The organism is Isobaculum melis (genome assembly GCF_900111355.1).
In the GTDB taxonomy this organism is placed as follows: Bacteria; Bacillota; Bacilli; order Lactobacillales; family Carnobacteriaceae; genus Isobaculum; species Isobaculum melis.
In genome coordinates, this window is sequence record NZ_FOHA01000001.1 from 49111 (window position 1) to 66853 (window position 17743).

General features: G+C 33.9%; 20 protein-coding genes. 14 read left to right on the plus strand and 6 right to left on the minus strand.

Annotated elements, in window-relative coordinates:
- Window positions 1-15: 15 nt before the first annotated feature.
- Entirely contained in the window at window positions 16-987 is a 972-nt protein-coding gene (locus BMW29_RS00245; RefSeq protein ID WP_177165614.1) for a DUF3829 domain-containing protein, read from the minus strand.
- A 141-nt stretch (window positions 988-1128) separates the two neighbouring features.
- Window positions 1129-1332 carry a hypothetical protein gene (locus BMW29_RS00250; RefSeq protein WP_092649215.1) on the minus strand — a complete coding sequence of 68 codons (204 nt, stop codon included), beginning with the start codon at window positions 1330-1332 and terminating at the stop codon, window positions 1129-1131.
- Window positions 1333-1479: 147 nt separating this feature from the next.
- Here BMW29_RS00250 and BMW29_RS00255 point away from each other — a divergent pair, with 147 nt between their 5' ends.
- The 3 genes from BMW29_RS00255 to BMW29_RS00265 all read left to right on the plus strand — a co-directional run bounded on the left by BMW29_RS00255 (window position 1480) and on the right by BMW29_RS00265 (window position 3292).
- Complete coding sequence (locus tag BMW29_RS00255) at window positions 1480-2163, plus strand: 2,3-diphosphoglycerate-dependent phosphoglycerate mutase (RefSeq protein ID WP_092649216.1); 684 nt, start codon at window positions 1480-1482, stop codon at window positions 2161-2163.
- A 104-nt stretch (window positions 2164-2267) separates the two neighbouring features.
- Complete coding sequence (locus BMW29_RS00260) at window positions 2268-2972, plus strand: AzlC family ABC transporter permease (protein WP_092649217.1); 705 nt, start codon at window positions 2268-2270, stop codon at window positions 2970-2972.
- The gene (locus tag BMW29_RS00265) at window positions 2969-3292 is read left to right on the plus strand and encodes an AzlD domain-containing protein (protein WP_092649218.1); all 324 of its coding nucleotides are present in this window, start codon (window positions 2969-2971) and stop codon (window positions 3290-3292) included. Before BMW29_RS00260 ends, BMW29_RS00265 begins: the two co-directional genes overlap by 4 nt.
- Before the next feature lie 23 nt (window positions 3293-3315).
- Here BMW29_RS00265 and BMW29_RS00270 read toward each other — a convergent pair whose 3' ends face one another.
- The 3 genes from BMW29_RS00270 to BMW29_RS00280 are packed head-to-tail and all read right to left on the minus strand — an operon-like array spanning window position 3316 to window position 4730.
- Window positions 3316-3876, minus strand: a complete 561-nt coding sequence (locus BMW29_RS00270) for a GDSL-type esterase/lipase family protein (RefSeq protein WP_092649219.1) — start codon at window positions 3874-3876, stop codon at window positions 3316-3318.
- Window positions 3873-4388 carry an NUDIX hydrolase gene (locus BMW29_RS00275; protein WP_092649220.1) on the minus strand — a complete coding sequence of 172 codons (516 nt, stop codon included), beginning with the start codon at window positions 4386-4388 and terminating at the stop codon, window positions 3873-3875. Before BMW29_RS00275 ends, BMW29_RS00270 begins: the two co-directional genes overlap by 4 nt.
- A 15-nt stretch (window positions 4389-4403) precedes the next feature.
- Complete coding sequence (locus BMW29_RS00280; protein ID WP_092649221.1) at window positions 4404-4730, minus strand: DUF1622 domain-containing protein; 327 nt, start codon at window positions 4728-4730, stop codon at window positions 4404-4406.
- A 142-nt stretch (window positions 4731-4872) separates the two neighbouring features.
- Between BMW29_RS00280 and BMW29_RS00285 the strand changes: the two genes are divergently transcribed.
- Together BMW29_RS00285 and BMW29_RS00290 are read left to right on the plus strand one after the other, a co-directional pair.
- On the plus strand, window positions 4873-5583 hold the full coding sequence (locus BMW29_RS00285; RefSeq protein WP_092649222.1) for a DNA alkylation repair protein: 711 nt from the start codon (window positions 4873-4875) through the stop codon (window positions 5581-5583).
- A 60-nt stretch (window positions 5584-5643) separates the two neighbouring features.
- Complete coding sequence (locus BMW29_RS00290) at window positions 5644-6165, plus strand: acyl-CoA thioesterase (RefSeq protein WP_245706198.1); 522 nt, start codon at window positions 5644-5646, stop codon at window positions 6163-6165.
- A gap of 38 nt (window positions 6166-6203) precedes the next feature.
- Here BMW29_RS00290 and BMW29_RS00295 read toward each other — a convergent pair whose 3' ends face one another.
- The gene (locus BMW29_RS00295; protein ID WP_092649223.1) at window positions 6204-7202 is read right to left on the minus strand and encodes an oxidoreductase; all 999 of its coding nucleotides are present in this window, start codon (window positions 7200-7202) and stop codon (window positions 6204-6206) included.
- A gap of 122 nt (window positions 7203-7324) precedes the next feature.
- Between BMW29_RS00295 and coaA the strand changes: the two genes are divergently transcribed.
- The 9 genes from coaA to BMW29_RS13925 all read left to right on the plus strand — a co-directional run bounded on the left by coaA (window position 7325) and on the right by BMW29_RS13925 (window position 17736).
- On the plus strand, window positions 7325-8251 hold the full coding sequence (gene coaA / locus BMW29_RS00300) for a type I pantothenate kinase (protein WP_092649224.1): 927 nt from the start codon (window positions 7325-7327) through the stop codon (window positions 8249-8251).
- A gap of 162 nt (window positions 8252-8413) precedes the next feature.
- A complete protein-coding gene (guaA, locus tag BMW29_RS00305; RefSeq protein ID WP_092649225.1) occupies window positions 8414-9970 on the plus strand; it encodes a glutamine-hydrolyzing GMP synthase in 1557 nt (518 codons plus the stop codon).
- A gap of 259 nt (window positions 9971-10229) precedes the next feature.
- Complete coding sequence (locus BMW29_RS00310) at window positions 10230-10484, plus strand: type II toxin-antitoxin system RelB/DinJ family antitoxin (RefSeq protein ID WP_092649226.1); 255 nt, start codon at window positions 10230-10232, stop codon at window positions 10482-10484.
- Window positions 10474-10758, plus strand: a complete 285-nt coding sequence (locus BMW29_RS00315; protein WP_092649227.1) for a type II toxin-antitoxin system RelE/ParE family toxin — start codon at window positions 10474-10476, stop codon at window positions 10756-10758. Before BMW29_RS00310 ends, BMW29_RS00315 begins: the two co-directional genes overlap by 11 nt.
- A 209-nt stretch (window positions 10759-10967) precedes the next feature.
- On the plus strand, window positions 10968-11651 hold the full coding sequence (locus BMW29_RS00320; protein WP_092649228.1) for a helix-turn-helix domain-containing protein: 684 nt from the start codon (window positions 10968-10970) through the stop codon (window positions 11649-11651).
- Between the two features lie 64 nt (window positions 11652-11715).
- Window positions 11716-12087 (plus strand): VOC family protein, encoded by a 372-nt coding sequence (locus tag BMW29_RS00325; RefSeq protein ID WP_092649229.1) that lies wholly within the window; start codon window positions 11716-11718, stop codon window positions 12085-12087.
- Between the two features lie 737 nt (window positions 12088-12824).
- Window positions 12825-13946 carry a hypothetical protein gene (locus BMW29_RS00330; protein WP_092649230.1) on the plus strand — a complete coding sequence of 374 codons (1122 nt, stop codon included), beginning with the start codon at window positions 12825-12827 and terminating at the stop codon, window positions 13944-13946.
- A gap of 3 nt (window positions 13947-13949) precedes the next feature.
- Window positions 13950-15956, plus strand: a complete 2007-nt coding sequence (locus tag BMW29_RS00335; RefSeq protein ID WP_245706199.1) for an McrB family protein — start codon at window positions 13950-13952, stop codon at window positions 15954-15956.
- Window positions 15940-17736 carry a nuclease domain-containing protein gene (locus BMW29_RS13925; RefSeq protein WP_177165615.1) on the plus strand — a complete coding sequence of 599 codons (1797 nt, stop codon included), beginning with the start codon at window positions 15940-15942 and terminating at the stop codon, window positions 17734-17736. The genes BMW29_RS00335 and BMW29_RS13925 overlap by 17 nt, the downstream gene beginning before the upstream one ends.
- The last annotated feature ends 7 nt before the right edge of the window (window positions 17737-17743 follow it).

Here is a 17743-nt window from a genome sequence, read left to right on the forward strand (position 1 = left end):
TGTTTTTTGATAAATTTAATTTGATACAGTATTATTATATGAATTAATCAATGTTGAGTATTCACGTAAAAGCTTTTCTAGAGCAGTTTGTAGCGTGTCTGGATCACCAAAGCTACCAGTGACAGTGTTTGAAGCAGTTTTGAAAGAAGTAGCACTATTAACAAATGCAGTGATACCAATTGAATAACCATCTTTTTCTAAAGCATCTTTATCTTCAGAAATCTCTTTCAGCGCATCTAAAGCATTTGAAACTTTTGTGTTAACCTCAGTGTATTGTTCAGCAGTTAAAGTAATGCTACCATCTTCAGCAACATTGTCATAAACGAGATTTGTTGCTTCTTCTGCAGTATCAATGAAATCTAACATAGCTAATGAAACTTTATGTCCATCTTTTTCATAGCCTTCACGTTCTTCTTTTTCATGTTCTTCCATTAATTCTTGCATCTCATCATAAAATGCTTGTGCAGGCTCATCAAGTGCCTTATAGGCAACCATTAGCTTCTCATGTAGTTCTTTTCCTTTAGCGTAGTCGTCTGTTAAAAAGTCTTTTTCTTTGTAATAAGTATGGATATCTTCAAATATGTCAAGTTCATCTTTTAGTGCAGCAACAAGTTTTTCAGCTTTTCCATCAATATCCATTTTAGGCTTAGCTGATGTTGCTTCATCGGCAGCTTTAACGACTTCTTGTAAAGCATCTAAATCATGGTGCATGCTATATTCTGACCAATTTGATTCGTCGAAATTCATAAAGTTTGCCTCTTCATCCATATGGTTTTTAGCATAGTTGCTTTCATAAGAAGTTAACTTACCTGTTAAAATATTAAGTAGGTTGACATAATCATTATATTTATCAATTTCTTTGGTTTCTTTAGAAGAGCTTCCACCACTTATACCATCTTTTACACCATCTATTAGGCTACAACCAGTAGCAACAAAAGTGAGTGTCAGTACTGCAAGGATTGCAAATAACTTTTTCATCTTTTTCATTTTCATACCCCTTTTTTATAAATTACATGTAAACATGCCACCTATATTCTACTACAACAATTATTAAATAGCACTATTCCTTCTTCACAAGGAAACTTTTCAGAAATTTGTTTTTTAGTTTTGGTTTGTTGTTGAAGTTTCCTAAGAGGCGTTTTTATCAAATAAATAGCGCAGTAGGCGTACAATTTGGCTGAAAATACCGATAAAGAAAACAAAAGCAAAGAAAACATGGATGATAGCTGTCCAAGAGTATTGATCAATGAGACGTTTAAATGGTGTAAAAATATAGATTAAAAAATAAATGGCACTCACAAACCATAATTTAATGGCAACATTTCTGAGCATAATGATTCCCCTTTAATAATAGACTGCATTCATCATAACAAAATTCTAGCTAGGCGACAAATGATTCTCATCAGTTTAGATGTGCATTTTTAGAGAAGAAGGTGTAGAATTAATCATAAGATAATTTTTGAGAAAGAGGGATGCAAAATGAAACTAATCTTTATTAGACATGGTCAAAGTGAATGGAATGCTTTAAACCAATTTACTGGTTGGGTAGATGTTGCGTTAAGTGAGCAAGGCTTACAGGAAGCAAAAGATGCTGGCAAAAAAATAAAAGCAGCTGGCATTGAATTTGATGTTGCATTTACCTCTGTCTTAACAAGAGCGATTAAAACCTGTAACATTGTCTTAGAAGAGTCTGAGCAATTATGGGTGCCACAGATCAAATCATGGCGTTTAAATGAAAGGAATTATGGTGCTTTACAAGGTTTAAATAAAGCGGAAACAGCGGAGAAATATGGAGATGAGCAAGTGCATATTTGGCGTCGCTCATATGATACCTTACCTCCTTTATTAGAAGAAACAGACCCACGTTCTGCTGTCAATGACCGTCGTTATGCAAACCTTGAGAAACAAACCATACCAGGTGGAGAAAACTTAAAAGTAACCCTTGAACGTGCGATGCCTTTTTGGCAGGATGAAATTGCACCTGCCTTATTAGATCACAAAACCGTTTTAGTGGCAGCTCATGGCAACTCATTGCGTGCCTTGGCTAAATATATTGAAGGGATTTCTGATGAAGAGATTATGAATTTAGAAATTCCAACTGGACAACCACTTGTTTATGAGTTAAGTGATGATTTAAAGGTTGAGAAGAAATATTATTTATAAGCGAAAAAAAACAGCTAAATCCCTTTGGGTTTAGTTGTTTTTTCTATTCCTCTTCCTATGATTTTATGCTATACTGCCAAGTAATCATCTTAAGGGGGCGTCACATGAAAAATCGTTTATTATTGAAAGAATCATTTAAGATTATTTATCCTGTATCGATTGGTTTTATTCCTTTGGGCTTGGCTTGTGGGATGTTGCTTCATGATGTTGGCTTTTCGGTATTTGCTGTTTTTTTCATGAGTGCATTAGTCTATGGAGGCGCTTCTCAATTTATGGTGGCCTCTATGATTGTAGCAGGAGCGAATGTCCCCACTATGATTTTGATGACCTTTTTCTTGAATTTAAGGCATCTTTTAATGAGTTCTAGTTTATCGCGTTATTTTAAAAATAGTTCAAATGCTTTTATTTTATTTTTTACACATACATTAGCTGATGAAAGCTATGCAGTGAATTATAATCAATTTAAAAATCATCAGTGGGATGCACAGCATGCTTTAATGACCAATCAAATTCCTTATTTGACTTGGGTGCTTAGTGCAACCCTTGGTGGTGTTATTGGTGAATTTGTACAGATTGATACGGTTGTGATGAATTATGTCTTGATTTCAATGTTTATTTGTTTGCTTGTGATTCAATTGACCTCGTGGCTATTTGTGTTAGTGGCAGCTATTGCAGGTGGGCTCACCTTGTTATTTATGGTTTTGCTGAAGCACAATATTTCACTGATTATTGCGACCTTGTTGGCTGCAACAATTGGTTATTATATTGATCAATGGCTTGAGCAGAAAAAGGCGGTGGCGAAATCATGACAAAAGAGCAATTTTATTTGATTATTGGTATGGCTGTTGTGACTTATTTGCCTCGCATGCTCCCTATGTTGTTACTGAGTAATCGCCAAGTTTCTAAAAATTTAACACGCTGGATGGAATTTATTCCTGTTTCGATTTTTTCAGCTTTAATTTGTTCAGATATTTTCTTTTGGAATGGGGAGCTGTCTATTCAGCCATTAGAGAATATGAAACTGCTGCCAACTGTGCTTGTATTTTTTATTGCCTATAAAACAAAGAGCTTGATTTGGTCCATTGTTTTTGGGGTTGGTGGGATTATTTTATTACAGTGGTTGATTTGAAAAAGCGAGCTAAGATGATGGTCTTAGTTCGCTCTTTTTAATTCTTGGACGATTTGTTCAACTAGAAAAGCATAGCCAGCTTTACTGAAATGGAAGCCATCTGGTTGTAGCAAATCTGTATAGTCAGATAAGTCATACATTGTTTGCTGTAAATCAATTAGTTGCGTTTGGTAGGTTGCTGCAAGGTTCCGGACAACTTGACCATATTTTAGCAACGTTTCAGTTGGACGGTTTGCTTCTTGGACAGCTTGATTCGCTAGCGCTGGGGTAATAAGGAAGACTTTTTCTGCGCCAATTTGTTGAATGATTTGTTGTAGATTTTCTTCATAGCGTTCAATTGGAACTTGTGAATCAAGAGCGGCATCATTTGAACCAAAAAAGATGGTCACATAGTCTGGATGGCGATTGATGACATGTTTTTGAACGCGCGTTAAAGCCCCATCTGTGGTGTCTCCTGGAATGCCAACATTAATGATTTCCATGTGAGGTAATTGTGCTTTTAAGCCAGAGGTTAGCATAGTAGAAATAAAGCCATCAAAATAACCAGCAGTAATGCTGTCTCCAAATAAAATCAGTTTTTTCATGCGTCTTGCTCCTTGTCGAGTAATGTATTTGAGATGAAATGATAGGGTGCTTGTTCTGGATGAGCGAGCATTTTTTTGAGTTGTCTTGGTTGGAAGTTAAGGGTGTTAAGATTAGCTAATGGGAACCAAATGAAACGCTCATCCTCATGCTCATAGCCATTAAAATAGCTGTTTGGGACAAAAGGAATGGTCTCATTAAAAGCATCAATTGTATAATAAAAGGAAACTTCATGAAAGGGGCGGGCTGTTTCTAACTGTGTATCAGTGAAAAATAATTCTGCAGTTGCAAATAAGTCTTTATGTAGCACAGAGATGCCTAATTCTTCAGTTAACTCTCTCTCAATTGCATCAGAGGAGGATTCGCCAGATAGAATGCGTCCTCCTGGTAAACTCCAATGTTTCCCTTTGAAATTCTTTTCAAGTAAAATACAATCATTTTTTAGGCAAATACCTGCAACGCGATGATTAAAAGTAAAATCTCCTGCTTGTAAAGTCAAATCAATTTGTTTCATAAAGTCACTCCTTTTTTATTTACTCGCTTCAATTTCCTTTGTTAAGAAGAAAGAAATAGCGGTACGAATCACAACGATGGAAGCCAGCATAATGATATCATCAAAAGTTGGATTTAAAATTGTCTCAATAATATCTGCGGCGATTAAAATTTCTAAGCCAAATAGAATATAAGACCCTAGTCGATTTTTGATTTCATTATTGGTATGCACAGCATCCTTACGATTAGCAGCAGATATCTCCGATTTAATAAAAGCGACAACAGCTAAAAAGACACCCCAAACAATCACTGCAATCGATAAATAATCTAACACATCAATCAATAGTTGTAGGATATTTGTCATTTTCTCTAGCTCCCCCTTTGCTTCGCTTCTTTTGTTAAATCATACCATAGCTGAAAAGCAATGTGCCAGTATTTTAAGTCTTGTTTTCCCTTTTTAAATATGAGAATATGAAAATAACTAGCTTGATAAAGGAGATAAAACCATGACTATTGATGAAATTGTAAGCTATTTATTTGCACATGCTTCTGAAAAATTTAAAGCAAATGTTGTTAAATTAGGGATTCCAGAAGACTGCTCCATTGGTGTTCCAACCACTGAATTAAGAAAATTTGCTAAGCAGATACCGAAAGATAAGCTGTTTCTTAAGGAACTTTGGCAAACGAATTATCATGAATGTAAGATATTGGCAGTGCTCGCAATGAAGCCTAAAGAATGTACTAATGAGGATATTTATTTTTTCATGGAAGGGATTCAATCTTGGGATTTATGTGATTTGTTTTGTAAAACGATTGTAATTAAAATGGCAGACTATGGTACTTTTATTCAAGAGTGGATTGTACATAAGGACCTATTTTATAAGCGCGCAGCGTTTACCTTGATTGCAAGTACATCAACCCATGTAACGCTGACGATTGATGAAATAAAAGGCTATCTCAAACTCATTGAAACCTGTTCTGATGATGAGCGTTTATTAGTGAAAAAAGCAGCCTCTTGGGCATTGAGAGAATTAGGGAAAACAGATGAAGTGGCAAAAACTTTAAGTATTGAAACTGCTGAAAAATTAAAGAAAAGCACCTCTAAAGCTCAGCAATGGATTGCCAAGGATGCTTTAAAAGAGCTTGAGCTGCTGGTCAAAGTTGAAGGGCGGAAACGATTGATTTCAGCTAAGTCAAAAATGGGGAGAGAAGGCTAAATCTTTTTTTCTGAATGTGCTATAATAAGCAAATGAAAAAGAAGAAATGAGTGAATATTTTTGAATAAAAAAACTTGTAGTGAATCACGAGCGATTCAAACGCATCGTGTCTTTCCAGCTGATTTAAATCATCATGGCACTTTATTTGGTGGTAACTTAATGAGCTATATAGATGATACCTCTTCCATTGCGATTACCCGTCATTGTAGAAGACATTGTGTAACAGCTTCAACGGATTCTTTGGATTTCTTACATCCGATTTATGTGGATCATTCCGTTTGTATTGAAGCTTATGTGACAGGCGTAGGGACAAGATCAATGGAGGTTTTTAACAAGGTCATTGGTGAAAACTTATTGACTGGCGAGCGCTATCTGGCTGCGACTTCATTTATGACTTTTGTGGCATTTGATCCAGAAGGTGGAGAGATTGTGATTCCACAAATTGTGCCTGAAACAGCGGAAGAAAAAATGGTTTGTAGTGGTTATGAAGAACGGAAGCAAAAACGATTGCATCAAAGAGCGTTTAATGAAGCCTTTTTTGAACATGTTGATTTACATTTTCCTTGGCGTGAGAAGGATTAAAGATAGGAGGACATCATTTTTTGATGATGTCCTCTTTTTTATGCCTTAATAGTCACAATGGTGCGACCAACCATTTTACCAGCTAAGATTTTATCAAAGGCTGCTGGCAATTCTTCTAATTGTACTTCATGGTCAATCAATTGCTCCAACTGCTTTGGCTTCATATCAGAAGCAATTCGTTGCCAAATCGCTAAGCGAATCTCTGTTGGACACGCTACGGAATCAATTCCTAGTAATTTAATCCCTCTTAAAATAAAGGGGAAGACACTTGCTTCAAATTGAGTGCCAGCTGTTAAGCCACTGACTGCATATGCGCCGTTATAGGCTACTTGAGCAAATAATTGAGGCATAAGAGGTCCAGCAACTGGGTCGATCACACCATGCCATTTTTGCTTGGCTAAAGGACGATTTTTCTCTAGCGGTAAATCTTCAGGAGACAGGATTTCTGTCGCCCCTAATTGGGCTAAAAAGTCTTTCTGTGATGTAGCTTTTCGAGAGGAAGCCACAATCTTCTGATAGCCTAACGCTTTCAGCATAGCGACACTCATACTCCCAACACCACCAGTTGCTCCTGTAACTAATATAGACTGTTCAGGCGTAATCCCGTTTTTTTCTAACCAATAAATCGAAAGCGCTGCTGTAAATCCTGCTGTACCAACAATCATAGCTTCCTTCATTGAAAGGTTTTCAGGCAATGGAACGACCCATTCAGCAGGCACACAGGCGTATTCACTATAGCCACCATGATGAGCAGTCCCTAAATCATAGCCAGTAATCAGCACTTCTTGACCTACTTTAAATTGAGGCGCAGACGATTTCTTAACCACACCAGCCAAATCAATCCCTGGGATGAGGGGATAGGTACGGGCAACAGCACCGTTTACTTTAGTTGCTAAGGCATCCTTATAATTTACACCTGAATAATGGACTTCAATCAGTACCTCATTGGAGGATAAATCTTCGAACGAAAGCTGTTCAATTGCGACACTTGTCTGGTCCTGCTGCTTTGTGACAACTAATGCTTTAAAAGTATTCATAGGAAAGCTCCTTTATTTTTTAATACCTTCATCATAAATCAAATAAAGACGAAAGAAAAGGAAGAAAAAACTGTTTTTTTTTGGTACAATAAGCGAGAAGTATTCGCTAGGAGGATGAAATAATGGGCAAGTTAACCACAACGTATCATCAAATATCCCGTTCAGAGTGGGAAGGGTTCTACCAAAATGGTGTTTCCCCGCTGTCAAAAAGCGAATTGGAGCAGTTAAAAGGGCTAAATGATCGTATTTCACTAACTGACGTAGAAGAAGTTTATGTGCCTTTGACTCATTTAATTCACCTCTATATTGGGCAATATGAAATGCTACAAGCAAGCAAATTAAGATTTTTACAAAAAGAAGTCAAGAATAGTCCTTATATTATCGGTATTGCTGGCAGTGTGGCTGTGGGTAAAAGTACCACTGCAAGACTGCTGCAAATGATGTTATCTCGCATGTTTAAGGATAAGAAAGTACAGCTGATTACAACAGATGGTTTCCTTTATCCAAATGAGATATTGGAAGAAAAAGGGATTATGGACAAAAAAGGCTTTCCTGAAAGCTATGATATGGCGCGCTTAATTGCCTTTCTTGGTGAAGTCAAGGATGGACACCGCCATGTAAAAGCGCCACTATATTCTCATGAAATCTACAATATCGTGCCAGATGAATATGAGGAAATTGATGCACCAGATATTTTAATTGTAGAGGGGATTAATGTCTTACAGTCTCCTGCTAATCAACAAATTTATATCAGTGATTTCTTTGATTTCTCCATTTTTGTAGATGCAGCACCAGAGCGCATTGAAGAATGGTACCTTGAACGCTTTGGTTTACTATTAGATACAGCCTTTACAGATCCAACCAACTATTACTATCCGTATGCCATTGGTGACCGTGAAGAAGCCTTTACAATGGCACGAGATGTCTGGAAAACAGTCAACTTAGTCAATCTCCAAGAGTACATTTTACCCACCAGAAATCGGGCGGATTTAGTCATTCATAAAACAGCAGGACATAAGATTGATACCATCTATCTGAGAAAATATTAGAAATCGTTTAAAAATGTTGACCTAATAGGAAACAGTCGTTACAATTAAGGATAATATAAGTAGTCGCATGAGGATTTAGTGCGACTATTTTACTTTAAAAATACGTTAACGAATGCGTAGCAATACGCTTTTTTATAAAAATAAATTAATGGGGTGAATGGCGTGGCAAATGCAACTGACATGACAAATATGGAAAAAATCATTGTGCTAGATTTTGGTAGTCAATACAATCAATTGATTACAAGAAGAATTCGTGAATTTGGTGTATATTCTGAATTGCTTTCTCACAAGCTAACAGCGAAGGAAATTAAAGAAATGAATCCAAAAGGGATTATTTTCTCTGGTGGCCCGAACAGTGTTTATGATGACAATGCGTTTAAAATTGATCCTGAGATTTATGAATTAGGCATTCCGATTTTAGGGATTTGTTATGGTATGCAACTGATGATGCATAATCTAGGTGGAAAAGTTGAGCCAGCTGGCAACCGTGAATATGGTAAGTCAGAGCTATCACTTTTAATTCCTGATTCACCTATTTTTAAAGGAACACCTGAAAAACAAATTGCTTGGATGAGTCATGGTGACCTAGTGGCAGCAATTCCTGATAACTTTGAAACGGTAGCAACTAGCACAGATTGTCCGTTTGCTGCAGTTCAAGATACAACACAAAACTTATATGGCGTACAATTCCATCCAGAAGTAAACCATTCGGAATATGGAAATGACATGCTGAAGCATTTTGCTTTTGATATCTGTCACTGTTCTGATACATGGACAATGGGCAGCTTTACCAACTTAGAGATTGCGAAAATCCGTGAAACTGTTGGGGATAAAAAAGTCTTATTGGCTTTATCTGGCGGTGTGGATTCAAGTGTGGTTGGTGTGTTACTACAAAAAGCGATTGGTGAGCAATTGACATGTATTTTTGTGGATCATGGTTTATTGCGTAAAGGTGAAGGCGACCAAGTGATGGAGATGCTTGGTGGTAAATTTGGCTTGAATATTGTTCGTGTCAATGCACAAGAGCGTTTCTTAGGGAAATTAGCTGGTGTGTCTGATCCAGAGCAAAAACGTAAAATTATTGGGAATGAATTTATTTATGTCTTTGATGATGAAGCGACTAAGCTAAAAGGAATTGATTTCTTAGCACAAGGTACGCTTTATACAGATATTATTGAAAGTGGTACAGATACTGCGCAAACAATTAAATCCCATCATAATGTGGGCGGATTACCTGAAGATATGCAATTCAAGTTGATTGAACCATTAGCGACTTTATTCAAGGATGAAGTCCGTGCTTTAGGAACTGAATTAGGCATGCCAGATAGCATTGTTTGGCGTCAACCTTTCCCAGGACCTGGTTTAGGGATTCGTGTGCTTGGTGAGATTACAGAAGAGAAATTGGAGATTGTACGTGAGAGCGATGCCATTTTACGTGAGGAAATCGCTGCTGCAGGGCTAGATCGTGATATTTGGCAATACTTTACTGTGTTACCTGGTATTCGTAGTGTTGGGGTAATGGGCGATGGTCGTACGTATGATTATACGGTTGGGATTCGTGCTGTGACTTCGATTGATGGAATGACTGCTGATTTTGCACGTATTCCTTGGGATGTGTTGCAGAAGATTAGTGTGAGAATTGTGAATGAAGTGAGTCATGTGAATCGGATTGTTTATGATGTGACGAGTAAGCCACCTGCTACTGTGGAGTGGGAATAGTCGTCGGTGAGTCTCAATCCCTTGTATACCAAGGGGTTGAGGCTTTTTTGTTGCTGTCATTGCAACTCCATTGCAACTTTTTCTTTATACTTAACTGTAAATCCATTTGATTGGGACATATCATTATTCGTTTGACTTGGTTGGTAATTCATTCTATCTTACTTTAAAAAAGTTACTACACATCCAATCGAAACACTGCTAAATGCTTTACAATGTATATACAAGGTGGTATGATAATCACAAAGAAGGGGATGAGAATATGGCACAGTTAAACTTACGATTAGACGATGAGTTAAAGGAAGAATCTGCTAAGTTTTTTAATGATATTGGCATGGATCTTTCTACAGGAATCAAAATTTATTTAACTAAGGTTGTTAAGGAACAAGCGATTCCATTCACACTTTCTCTAGGTCAAGACGATCTAACTCAAGCGCTGAAAGAAATTGAAAGTGGTCATTACAAGACGTTTAATAATAAACAAGAACTAATGAAAGAATTAAATAATGAAGATTAGAACAGCTCCCACATTTGAACGAAATTATAAAGCTTTAAAGAAAAAACATTATGATATGAATAAATTCGAGGTGGTTCTTGACTTGTTGCTTAGTCAAGATATAGAGCAATTGGTGTATAAATATAAAGACCATGCCTTAAAAGGAAATAAAAAAGGGTTACGAGAATTGCATATTGAAAATGATTGGTTACTTGTTTATCGGATTGATAATGGCTGTTTAGAATTATGGTTACTTGCAACAGGTTCGCACGACCAAGTTTTCAGAAATACTTAAGTAGTACCTTTTGAGTTTTCAAGGGGTACTCTTTTTATCCTTAGAACAAAGGAAAACCAGTTATAGTAACATTCTAGGTTCCATGATAATTAAGTAATAAAAGGCAATGTCTCTAAAGCGAATTGGTTAGAGTGAGAGTAATACGATGAACTTTGAAAATCCTTGTTTATAGGGATTATTAAGGCTTTTTCTTTGAAGGAGGAATAAAAATGAAAACGAAGATGCCTGAGATTCTTTCTTTCATTTCAGAAGAAGCTATTAGTAGAAAAATGACAAGTGAGGAAATTGCAGGTCACTTTGGTTATGATAAGCATCACTTTAGTCGGAAATTTAAAGAAATAAATGGATTCAGTGTTGCTGAATTCCTCTCTAGTTTAAAAGTTGAAAAGGCAATCTTTGAACTTGATGAAGAAAAGCGAATACTCGACCTACAAGAACATTCAGGTTTTGAAAGTAGTGGTAGTTTCACGAATACTTTTAAAAAATATACAGGTAGTTCTCCTAGAAAGTACAAAACTGAAATGAGTGAACTTTTTTATGATATGAAACGTTTTGAAAAGGGAATCATATTTATTGGGATTTTTCGTACACTTATACCGAATCATATGCCTATATCTGGTTTAGCTACTAAAAATTTAATAGGAAATAAATTGAAAAATATTCCAAGCGGAGACTATTATTTATTAGCTTGTGCGATAAGTCGTTCCAATAATATTTTATCTTACTTTAACTTAGGCAATAGTTTAAGGGGGAAAGAAGATGAAAGGTTATCTTTTCCAAAATGTTCTGGCAATAGTTACACGATTAAGCTGAGAGAACCAATACCAGAAGACCCACCAATATTAGTGAATGTGGGGAAACTTTTAATCTCCCGTTTAAAGAACACAATCTAGAATAAGATTATTTGACCTTGAAATGATAAAATAATTGCAAGCTGATTAAATGGAGGAGATAGTTATGAGTATAAATACAAAAGGTATTACAGTAGGTCTACCAGTAAGTAATTTGGAGGTATCTGCTAGTTGGTATGAAAAAGTTTTTATGATTGAGGAGAAATTTATCCCTGTTGAAGGCGTTATTGAGTATCCAGTTGGTTCTATTTGGATTCAACTATACGAAGAAAAAATTAATGTTTCAGAGAACGTTTTACGTTTTGAAGTGGAAAATGTAGAAACAGAATTTGAACGTTTAAAAACACTTGGAGTAATAACTGACGAGGTGTTAGAGGATGTACCAGATCTCCTTAAATACTTTGAATTCTCTGATCCAGATGGCAATAAGTTATCTTTCTATTGGGTATACGCTCCAGAACTGACAGAAAAGATTTAAATAATACTTATGTAATGAATATCACGCTAAAACGACGGATGAATGATTCGTCGTTTTTTTTTTAGAAATAATGATTAAGTGGAGTAAAATATAACTTTGAGATTATTCTCTCCGTTGTTCCAAATGGGGGGATTAGAGAGTCTTGAAGCATGCATTTTAATTTAATGAACACCTACTTATTTTAGAAAGACGTGTGCTTGCATGAGAAAGTTCACTTTTTGTATTGGAAATCAGTTCACACATATCAAATTAACTAGATTGTTTGAAACAGAAAAATTGCAAACTATAAAGTGCACACAAGATGCACACAACTCATTTATTCTTATTTTGTTTTAATTAATAACAAATTCTGAAACTTTTAAAATCACTGGTATTGATTAATAATCTACATCACTCGTATAGAGTGGGAATAAGTCAAATTTGCTATAAATAATTATTATATATCTTGCTGTTCTTCTTAAAGTACCGGAAATAATTTAGATGGTATTTTTATATTATTTCTGACTAATAGTTGGACACTAATAGGTTTGTGTTGCGTAGAATTAGTATTTTAATCTTTACTTCATACAGCATTTTTCGTTAACCATTTTTTTATCAGAATAAACACTTAGATCAATTTACTTCTATAATTTACTTACTTATTTATTTTCTTACTTTTAATTTGTAAAAAATAATGAGTTTCATGCTATACTATTAATGCCATCACTATAAATCATAATTATGAAAGGAAGATAGAATTGAAAGGTCTAACAGTAAATTTTATGGAAGAAGTTTTTCATCACCTTGATTCAAATCATCTGGGCAAACTAGTAAAGATAGTCCCCCAGAAAATAAGTGGTCTCTCAGTTATGCCAAAAAATGCTTCACAATCTTTCAAAAATAGATTATTCAAACAATTTTTGAAAAAAAAGAACCTTGCTTATATATTCAAATACATTAGCAATGGCAATTTTCATGATATTTTAGTAAAAGATGGGCAAGTTTATGAAAATATAATATATGGGAGTAAAGAGGATTTTTTTGAAGCGATTCAAGATGTGAAACTACAATCGCCTTTTTCTTTTTATATTTATTTAATCGAACAAAATGATGAATCAGTTATTACAAACTTTTTTAATGATATAGATGGAATTCATTTTTTTAGAGAGAAGGCTTTGTTATATGTTAAAGAAAATAATAAAGTTAAAAATTCCAATAATAATCTATCTAGTCATGAAGAAGAAACTACTTATATAGAGGATCTTCAAAAAAAAATGTGTGAAATGGATAAGGTAAATAATACTTTACTTCAAGAAAATAGGAAACTTAAGAAAAAAATAGAAAAAAATAATAATGAAAAAAATAGAGAAATTCAAAATTTAGAAAAAAAATATCTTACTAAAATTGAGTTAGAAAACAAAAATTATAAAAACAGCCTTAATAATATTTCTACAGAAATCTATGCTGCTGAAGAGAGATATGATAGATTAAAAAAAGAAATTTATGATTTGAATGAAATAGTTAAAGTTAAAAATATCAAAATTGATGAACTGCAGAATAAGAATGATAACATAGCTAAATTAATACAAACAAATATGAATAATAAAAGTAAAGAAAATGACAAAAAGATAAATATTTTATTAATTGGAATTCCTGGGAAAATTGTAATTAGACAAGATTTTAATTTTGAGTTTATAAATCCAACAACACCTATTGATGATATTGAGGATGTAATCACAAACAAAAATATTAAGGAACTTTGGATTACAGCTTTTCAAGTAGTTCCACGGAAAAAAAAGAAAATTATCCAAAAATTTGAGTCTATAGTAAAGATACAAGAATTAAATGATTTTACTAAATTAATGAATGGAGGAAGATAATTGATGGCTATAAAACAAGGAAAACAAGATTATCAAATTATAGGTTATTTAGAAGATGATTTGAATTTAATAAAGATAAATGTAGAGGAATTAATGTATTTTTTCTTAACGCCGCTTTCTGATTTTCCAAGTAGCGTAATTGACGAAGTGAGCAGAATTCAAATATATAGTAATACGCTTTCCAAATTTGGATTTACCGATGACCAAAATGAAGTGCATAGTGTTCGAGCACAGTCGTTGAAAGATTTCCTAGAACCGTATGTAATTATTTGTACTCCAAAGATTAAAAGAAGTCAGGAAAAAGGGCGTAACTATTATCAGGGGGATGATTTGGAGTTAATTCCAAAAGGAGAATATTTTGAATCACTATTACAGGAAAGAGAAATGTTGATTCCAATTCCAATTTTTTCTTCAGAAAATAGTGATCCCTCAGTGGAAGATGAACAAAGTTTTGGGAAACAGTTGGAAAATGGAAAAGTTCTTGGAAGGATTACAAATTTTTCAAAAGACAATGAGGACTATCCTTTGAATGTTTTTTGGGAAAATTCAGATGGCTCAAGAGTATTATTTGGTGAAATAACAGGGCAGAACAGCTCCATGTATGGGGTTGTTTACCGAATAGAAAAAGAAAATTTTTATAAAAGTATAATTGATGAGGATAATGTAGAGTATGAAGAATATGACAATTTTATCAATCAATCAAGAGATATAATTTTTGTTCCATACCCTCTGCTTCAAAAAATTCAAGCTAATAAAATTACTATTACTAAAGATGGTCAAATATCACAGGTAGTAGAAACTATTAAGTTGGACTCAGAAAAAAATACGGTGTTGAAGACGCAATTAAGTAGTGAAGACTACAAAAATGAATATATTGATAAATTGGAATCTGACCAAAATAGAGAATCAATTGAAGAAAACGAATTTTTAGAGCGTTTCTATCACCTTACTCAACGAAGTAAGCTGTATTACTCGAAGCGAGACCTGTGCAATTTTCATACCGCTATGATTGGTGATAGTTTGGTTGTATTATCTGGGTTAAGTGGTACAGGTAAATCTCAGTTGGTAAATTCCTATGCAAAGGCTCTTCAATTATCCGATGCGCAAGTGAAATTTATTTCAGTAAGACCTTTTTGGGAAGATGATTCTGATTTATTAGGATATGCAGATACTGTGAATTCTGTTTATCGACCAGGAGATAGTGGACTTATTGATGCATTAATTGAAGCCTCTATGCATCCTGAAAACCTTTATATGGTTTGCTTTGATGAGATGAATTTGGCTCGGGTAGAACACTATTTTTCACAATTTCTTTCAGTATTGGAAATGGATCCAAATTCTCGAAAGATCAAACTCTATAATGAAGATTTGGAAAATAGACTTTATAATTCATCAACATATCCATCAACAATTAAAGTTGGTCAAAATATTTTGTTTGTAGGAACAATTAATACAGACGAATCCACTCATCAGTTCTCTGATAAAGTTTTGGATAGATCCAATATTATTTCTCTTGAGATGGTACCTTTTTTTGAAATTGATGATACGCTGGTTTCAGTGCAATATGAGCAAAAAAAACGTGATCAAATTAAGTATGATGATTATTTAAGATTTAAAAATTCTAATCCAACAAATGAATTGACTAAGGATGAAAAAGAAATGTTTTGGAAACTTCACTTAATAATCAATTCTAAAGACAAAAATGTAGGTATTGGTTGGAGGATACTGAAACAAATTGATGAATACTTAAAAAATCTTCCAAAACAGAATGAGTTATCACGTCGTGAAGCTATAGATATTCAAATTGTTCAAAGAGTTTTAAGCAAGGTCAGAGGCTCAGATGAACAATTATCTGAATTGGTTGGTAAGTGGAATCGAAATGGTTCCAATGAAGTTGGGATTTTTGAAAAAATACTAGATGAGTACTCTGCTACATCTGACTTTAAACAATCTAGAGAAGTATTATTACAGAAAGCTAGGGAGTTGAGCCTACATGGATTTACCATTTAGTTTGAAGTTTCATATTGGAACAAAAGAAAATACCTATGTTGAAGAAGTTTTATTTTCAAGAGATGAGAGTTTTTTTATGGACTTCAATCCATTTAAAGTGAAAGAATTCTCAGAATTGAGTTTTGTATTTAATAGCAGTAATGAGAAAGTAAAACTTTACATTCCAGAATTGGATGATTACTTAATTGAAACTCAACTAGAAGATGAATATGGTGGGAGTTATTACGAGCCAACAAATAAAGAAGTAATTATTTTTAATTACCAACAAGGGAAAACTATCCCTTTAATTCCAGGGTATTATTTTCTTTTTGTTGAGACTGAGACTGAGACTTTCTATTCTCAGTTTGAGGTGATTCCTAAAGATTTGGAACAATCTAACTGGGTAAAAATGAGAGACGAAATTGAGAATATAGTTGGTGGACTAGCTGTAGATTTTATTTCTAAAAAAAACTCTCAACGTAAGATTATAGATGCTGATCTATTTCAACAAAATTATATTTTTCAACGTATTCAAAACATGATAAAAGATATTCCTCAAGCAATAATTTCTCTCGAGAGTTTAAAAAAAGAAGCAAAATATAAAATTACTAAGCATTATAGTTGGAATCCCATTGGTAGCAAGAATTTGGTTGATCAGAAAACAATTTGGCAGCTTCAAATACACCCAGAAAAACGTGGTCTTTTATATACTCCTAATAGAATAATTGTGTATGATGTGATAGAAAATCAATGGGTAAAGTTGATCCTTATGCATTTTAAACGTTTTTCACTTCTAGCTGATGAATATTTAGAAAATGTGATACAGTCGGTTATGGAAGAGAAGAATAATTCAGATGCTTTTAACTATCGTAGATCAGAGAGTGAGAAAATTTATAACACTCAGAGTTATGAAACAAGAATTGAGTCTTTAAAAAGAAATCAAAATCAAATAAAACATTTTCAGGCATACATTCTTGAATTTTTACATTCTTCAGTGATGAAAAATGTAACGTCCAAAAGACCAAATCATGTTCCAAAATCTTTAGTGTTAAATCCAAAGTATAATTCTATCTATAAAATGTATTTGAATAATATAAGAAATACTATTAATTTAAATTTTTCACCGTCTTATCAGTACTATTGGAAACGTACTGATGTGCTATATGAAATTTGGTGTTATACAAAAGTGATAAAATCTATATTGGCTTTGGATTTTATACCTATTTCTGGCTGGATCTTTGAAAACAACTCACTTTCTCAAGAACTACCATTTCTTCGTGATGGGACGAATGTTGTCTTTAAGAAGGCAGATATAAAAATTAACTTAGTTTTTAATGAGTCAATGAAGAAAGAAAGCTTTACAAATACATTAGAAGTACCAGTTAAAACATCATCTGTTCGAAATAAACCAGATATTAGATTAGATATCATTGTGGATGAGAGGAATTATATAGGGAGTTTGATTTTTGAAGTGAAATATAAGAAGCTAGTCAATATTCTTTATAAAGATGATCGGAAGCAACGCCAGCAATTGATGTCATATAAACAAAATACAATGTCTGGAATTCTGGCGTTTCCAGAAGTGTTAATGCGGTCTTTACAAACAGTTGCTGCGGTTATAGCCTTGTATCCTTCTGATGAAAAAGGAAATATGGTACCTAAATATTTTGCGAATGAAGGTATCTATTTCTGTTTATTAAATCCCTCATTTGATGAAACAGAACTTTCTGATAAGATAGACAAAAATCTTAAAGAAAGAATAGATTTATTTAAGAGTTTTGGAAGAAGGAATGAAAACTGATAATTAT

Bases quoted from the DNA above. Each gene is read 5' to 3' on its own strand.
- BMW29_RS00245 (WP_177165614.1), bottom strand. From the start codon at position 987: ATGAAAAAGATGAAAAAGTTATTTGCAATCCTTGCAGTACTGACACTC.
- BMW29_RS00250 (WP_092649215.1), bottom strand. From the start codon at position 1,332: ATGCTCAGAAATGTTGCCATTAAATTATGGTTTGTGAGTGCCATTTAT.
- BMW29_RS00255 (WP_092649216.1), top strand. From the start codon at position 1,480: ATGAAACTAATCTTTATTAGACATGGTCAAAGTGAATGGAATGCTTTA.
- BMW29_RS00260 (WP_092649217.1), top strand. From the start codon at position 2,268: ATGAAAAATCGTTTATTATTGAAAGAATCATTTAAGATTATTTATCCT.
- BMW29_RS00265 (WP_092649218.1), top strand. From the start codon at position 2,969: ATGACAAAAGAGCAATTTTATTTGATTATTGGTATGGCTGTTGTGACT.
- BMW29_RS00270 (WP_092649219.1), bottom strand. From the start codon at position 3,876: ATGAAAAAACTGATTTTATTTGGAGACAGCATTACTGCTGGTTATTTT.
- BMW29_RS00275 (WP_092649220.1), bottom strand. From the start codon at position 4,388: ATGAAACAAATTGATTTGACTTTACAAGCAGGAGATTTTACTTTTAAT.
- BMW29_RS00280 (WP_092649221.1), bottom strand. From the start codon at position 4,730: ATGACAAATATCCTACAACTATTGATTGATGTGTTAGATTATTTATCG.
- BMW29_RS00285 (WP_092649222.1), top strand. From the start codon at position 4,873: ATGACTATTGATGAAATTGTAAGCTATTTATTTGCACATGCTTCTGAA.
- BMW29_RS00295 (WP_092649223.1), bottom strand. From the start codon at position 7,202: ATGAATACTTTTAAAGCATTAGTTGTCACAAAGCAGCAGGACCAGACA.
- coaA (WP_092649224.1), top strand. From the start codon at position 7,325: ATGGGCAAGTTAACCACAACGTATCATCAAATATCCCGTTCAGAGTGG.
- BMW29_RS00310 (WP_092649226.1), top strand. From the start codon at position 10,230: ATGGCACAGTTAAACTTACGATTAGACGATGAGTTAAAGGAAGAATCT.
- BMW29_RS00315 (WP_092649227.1), top strand. From the start codon at position 10,474: ATGAAGATTAGAACAGCTCCCACATTTGAACGAAATTATAAAGCTTTA.
- BMW29_RS00320 (WP_092649228.1), top strand. From the start codon at position 10,968: ATGAAAACGAAGATGCCTGAGATTCTTTCTTTCATTTCAGAAGAAGCT.
- BMW29_RS00325 (WP_092649229.1), top strand. From the start codon at position 11,716: ATGAGTATAAATACAAAAGGTATTACAGTAGGTCTACCAGTAAGTAAT.
- BMW29_RS00335 (WP_245706199.1), top strand. From the start codon at position 13,950: ATGGCTATAAAACAAGGAAAACAAGATTATCAAATTATAGGTTATTTA.
- BMW29_RS13925 (WP_177165615.1), top strand. From the start codon at position 15,940: ATGGATTTACCATTTAGTTTGAAGTTTCATATTGGAACAAAAGAAAAT.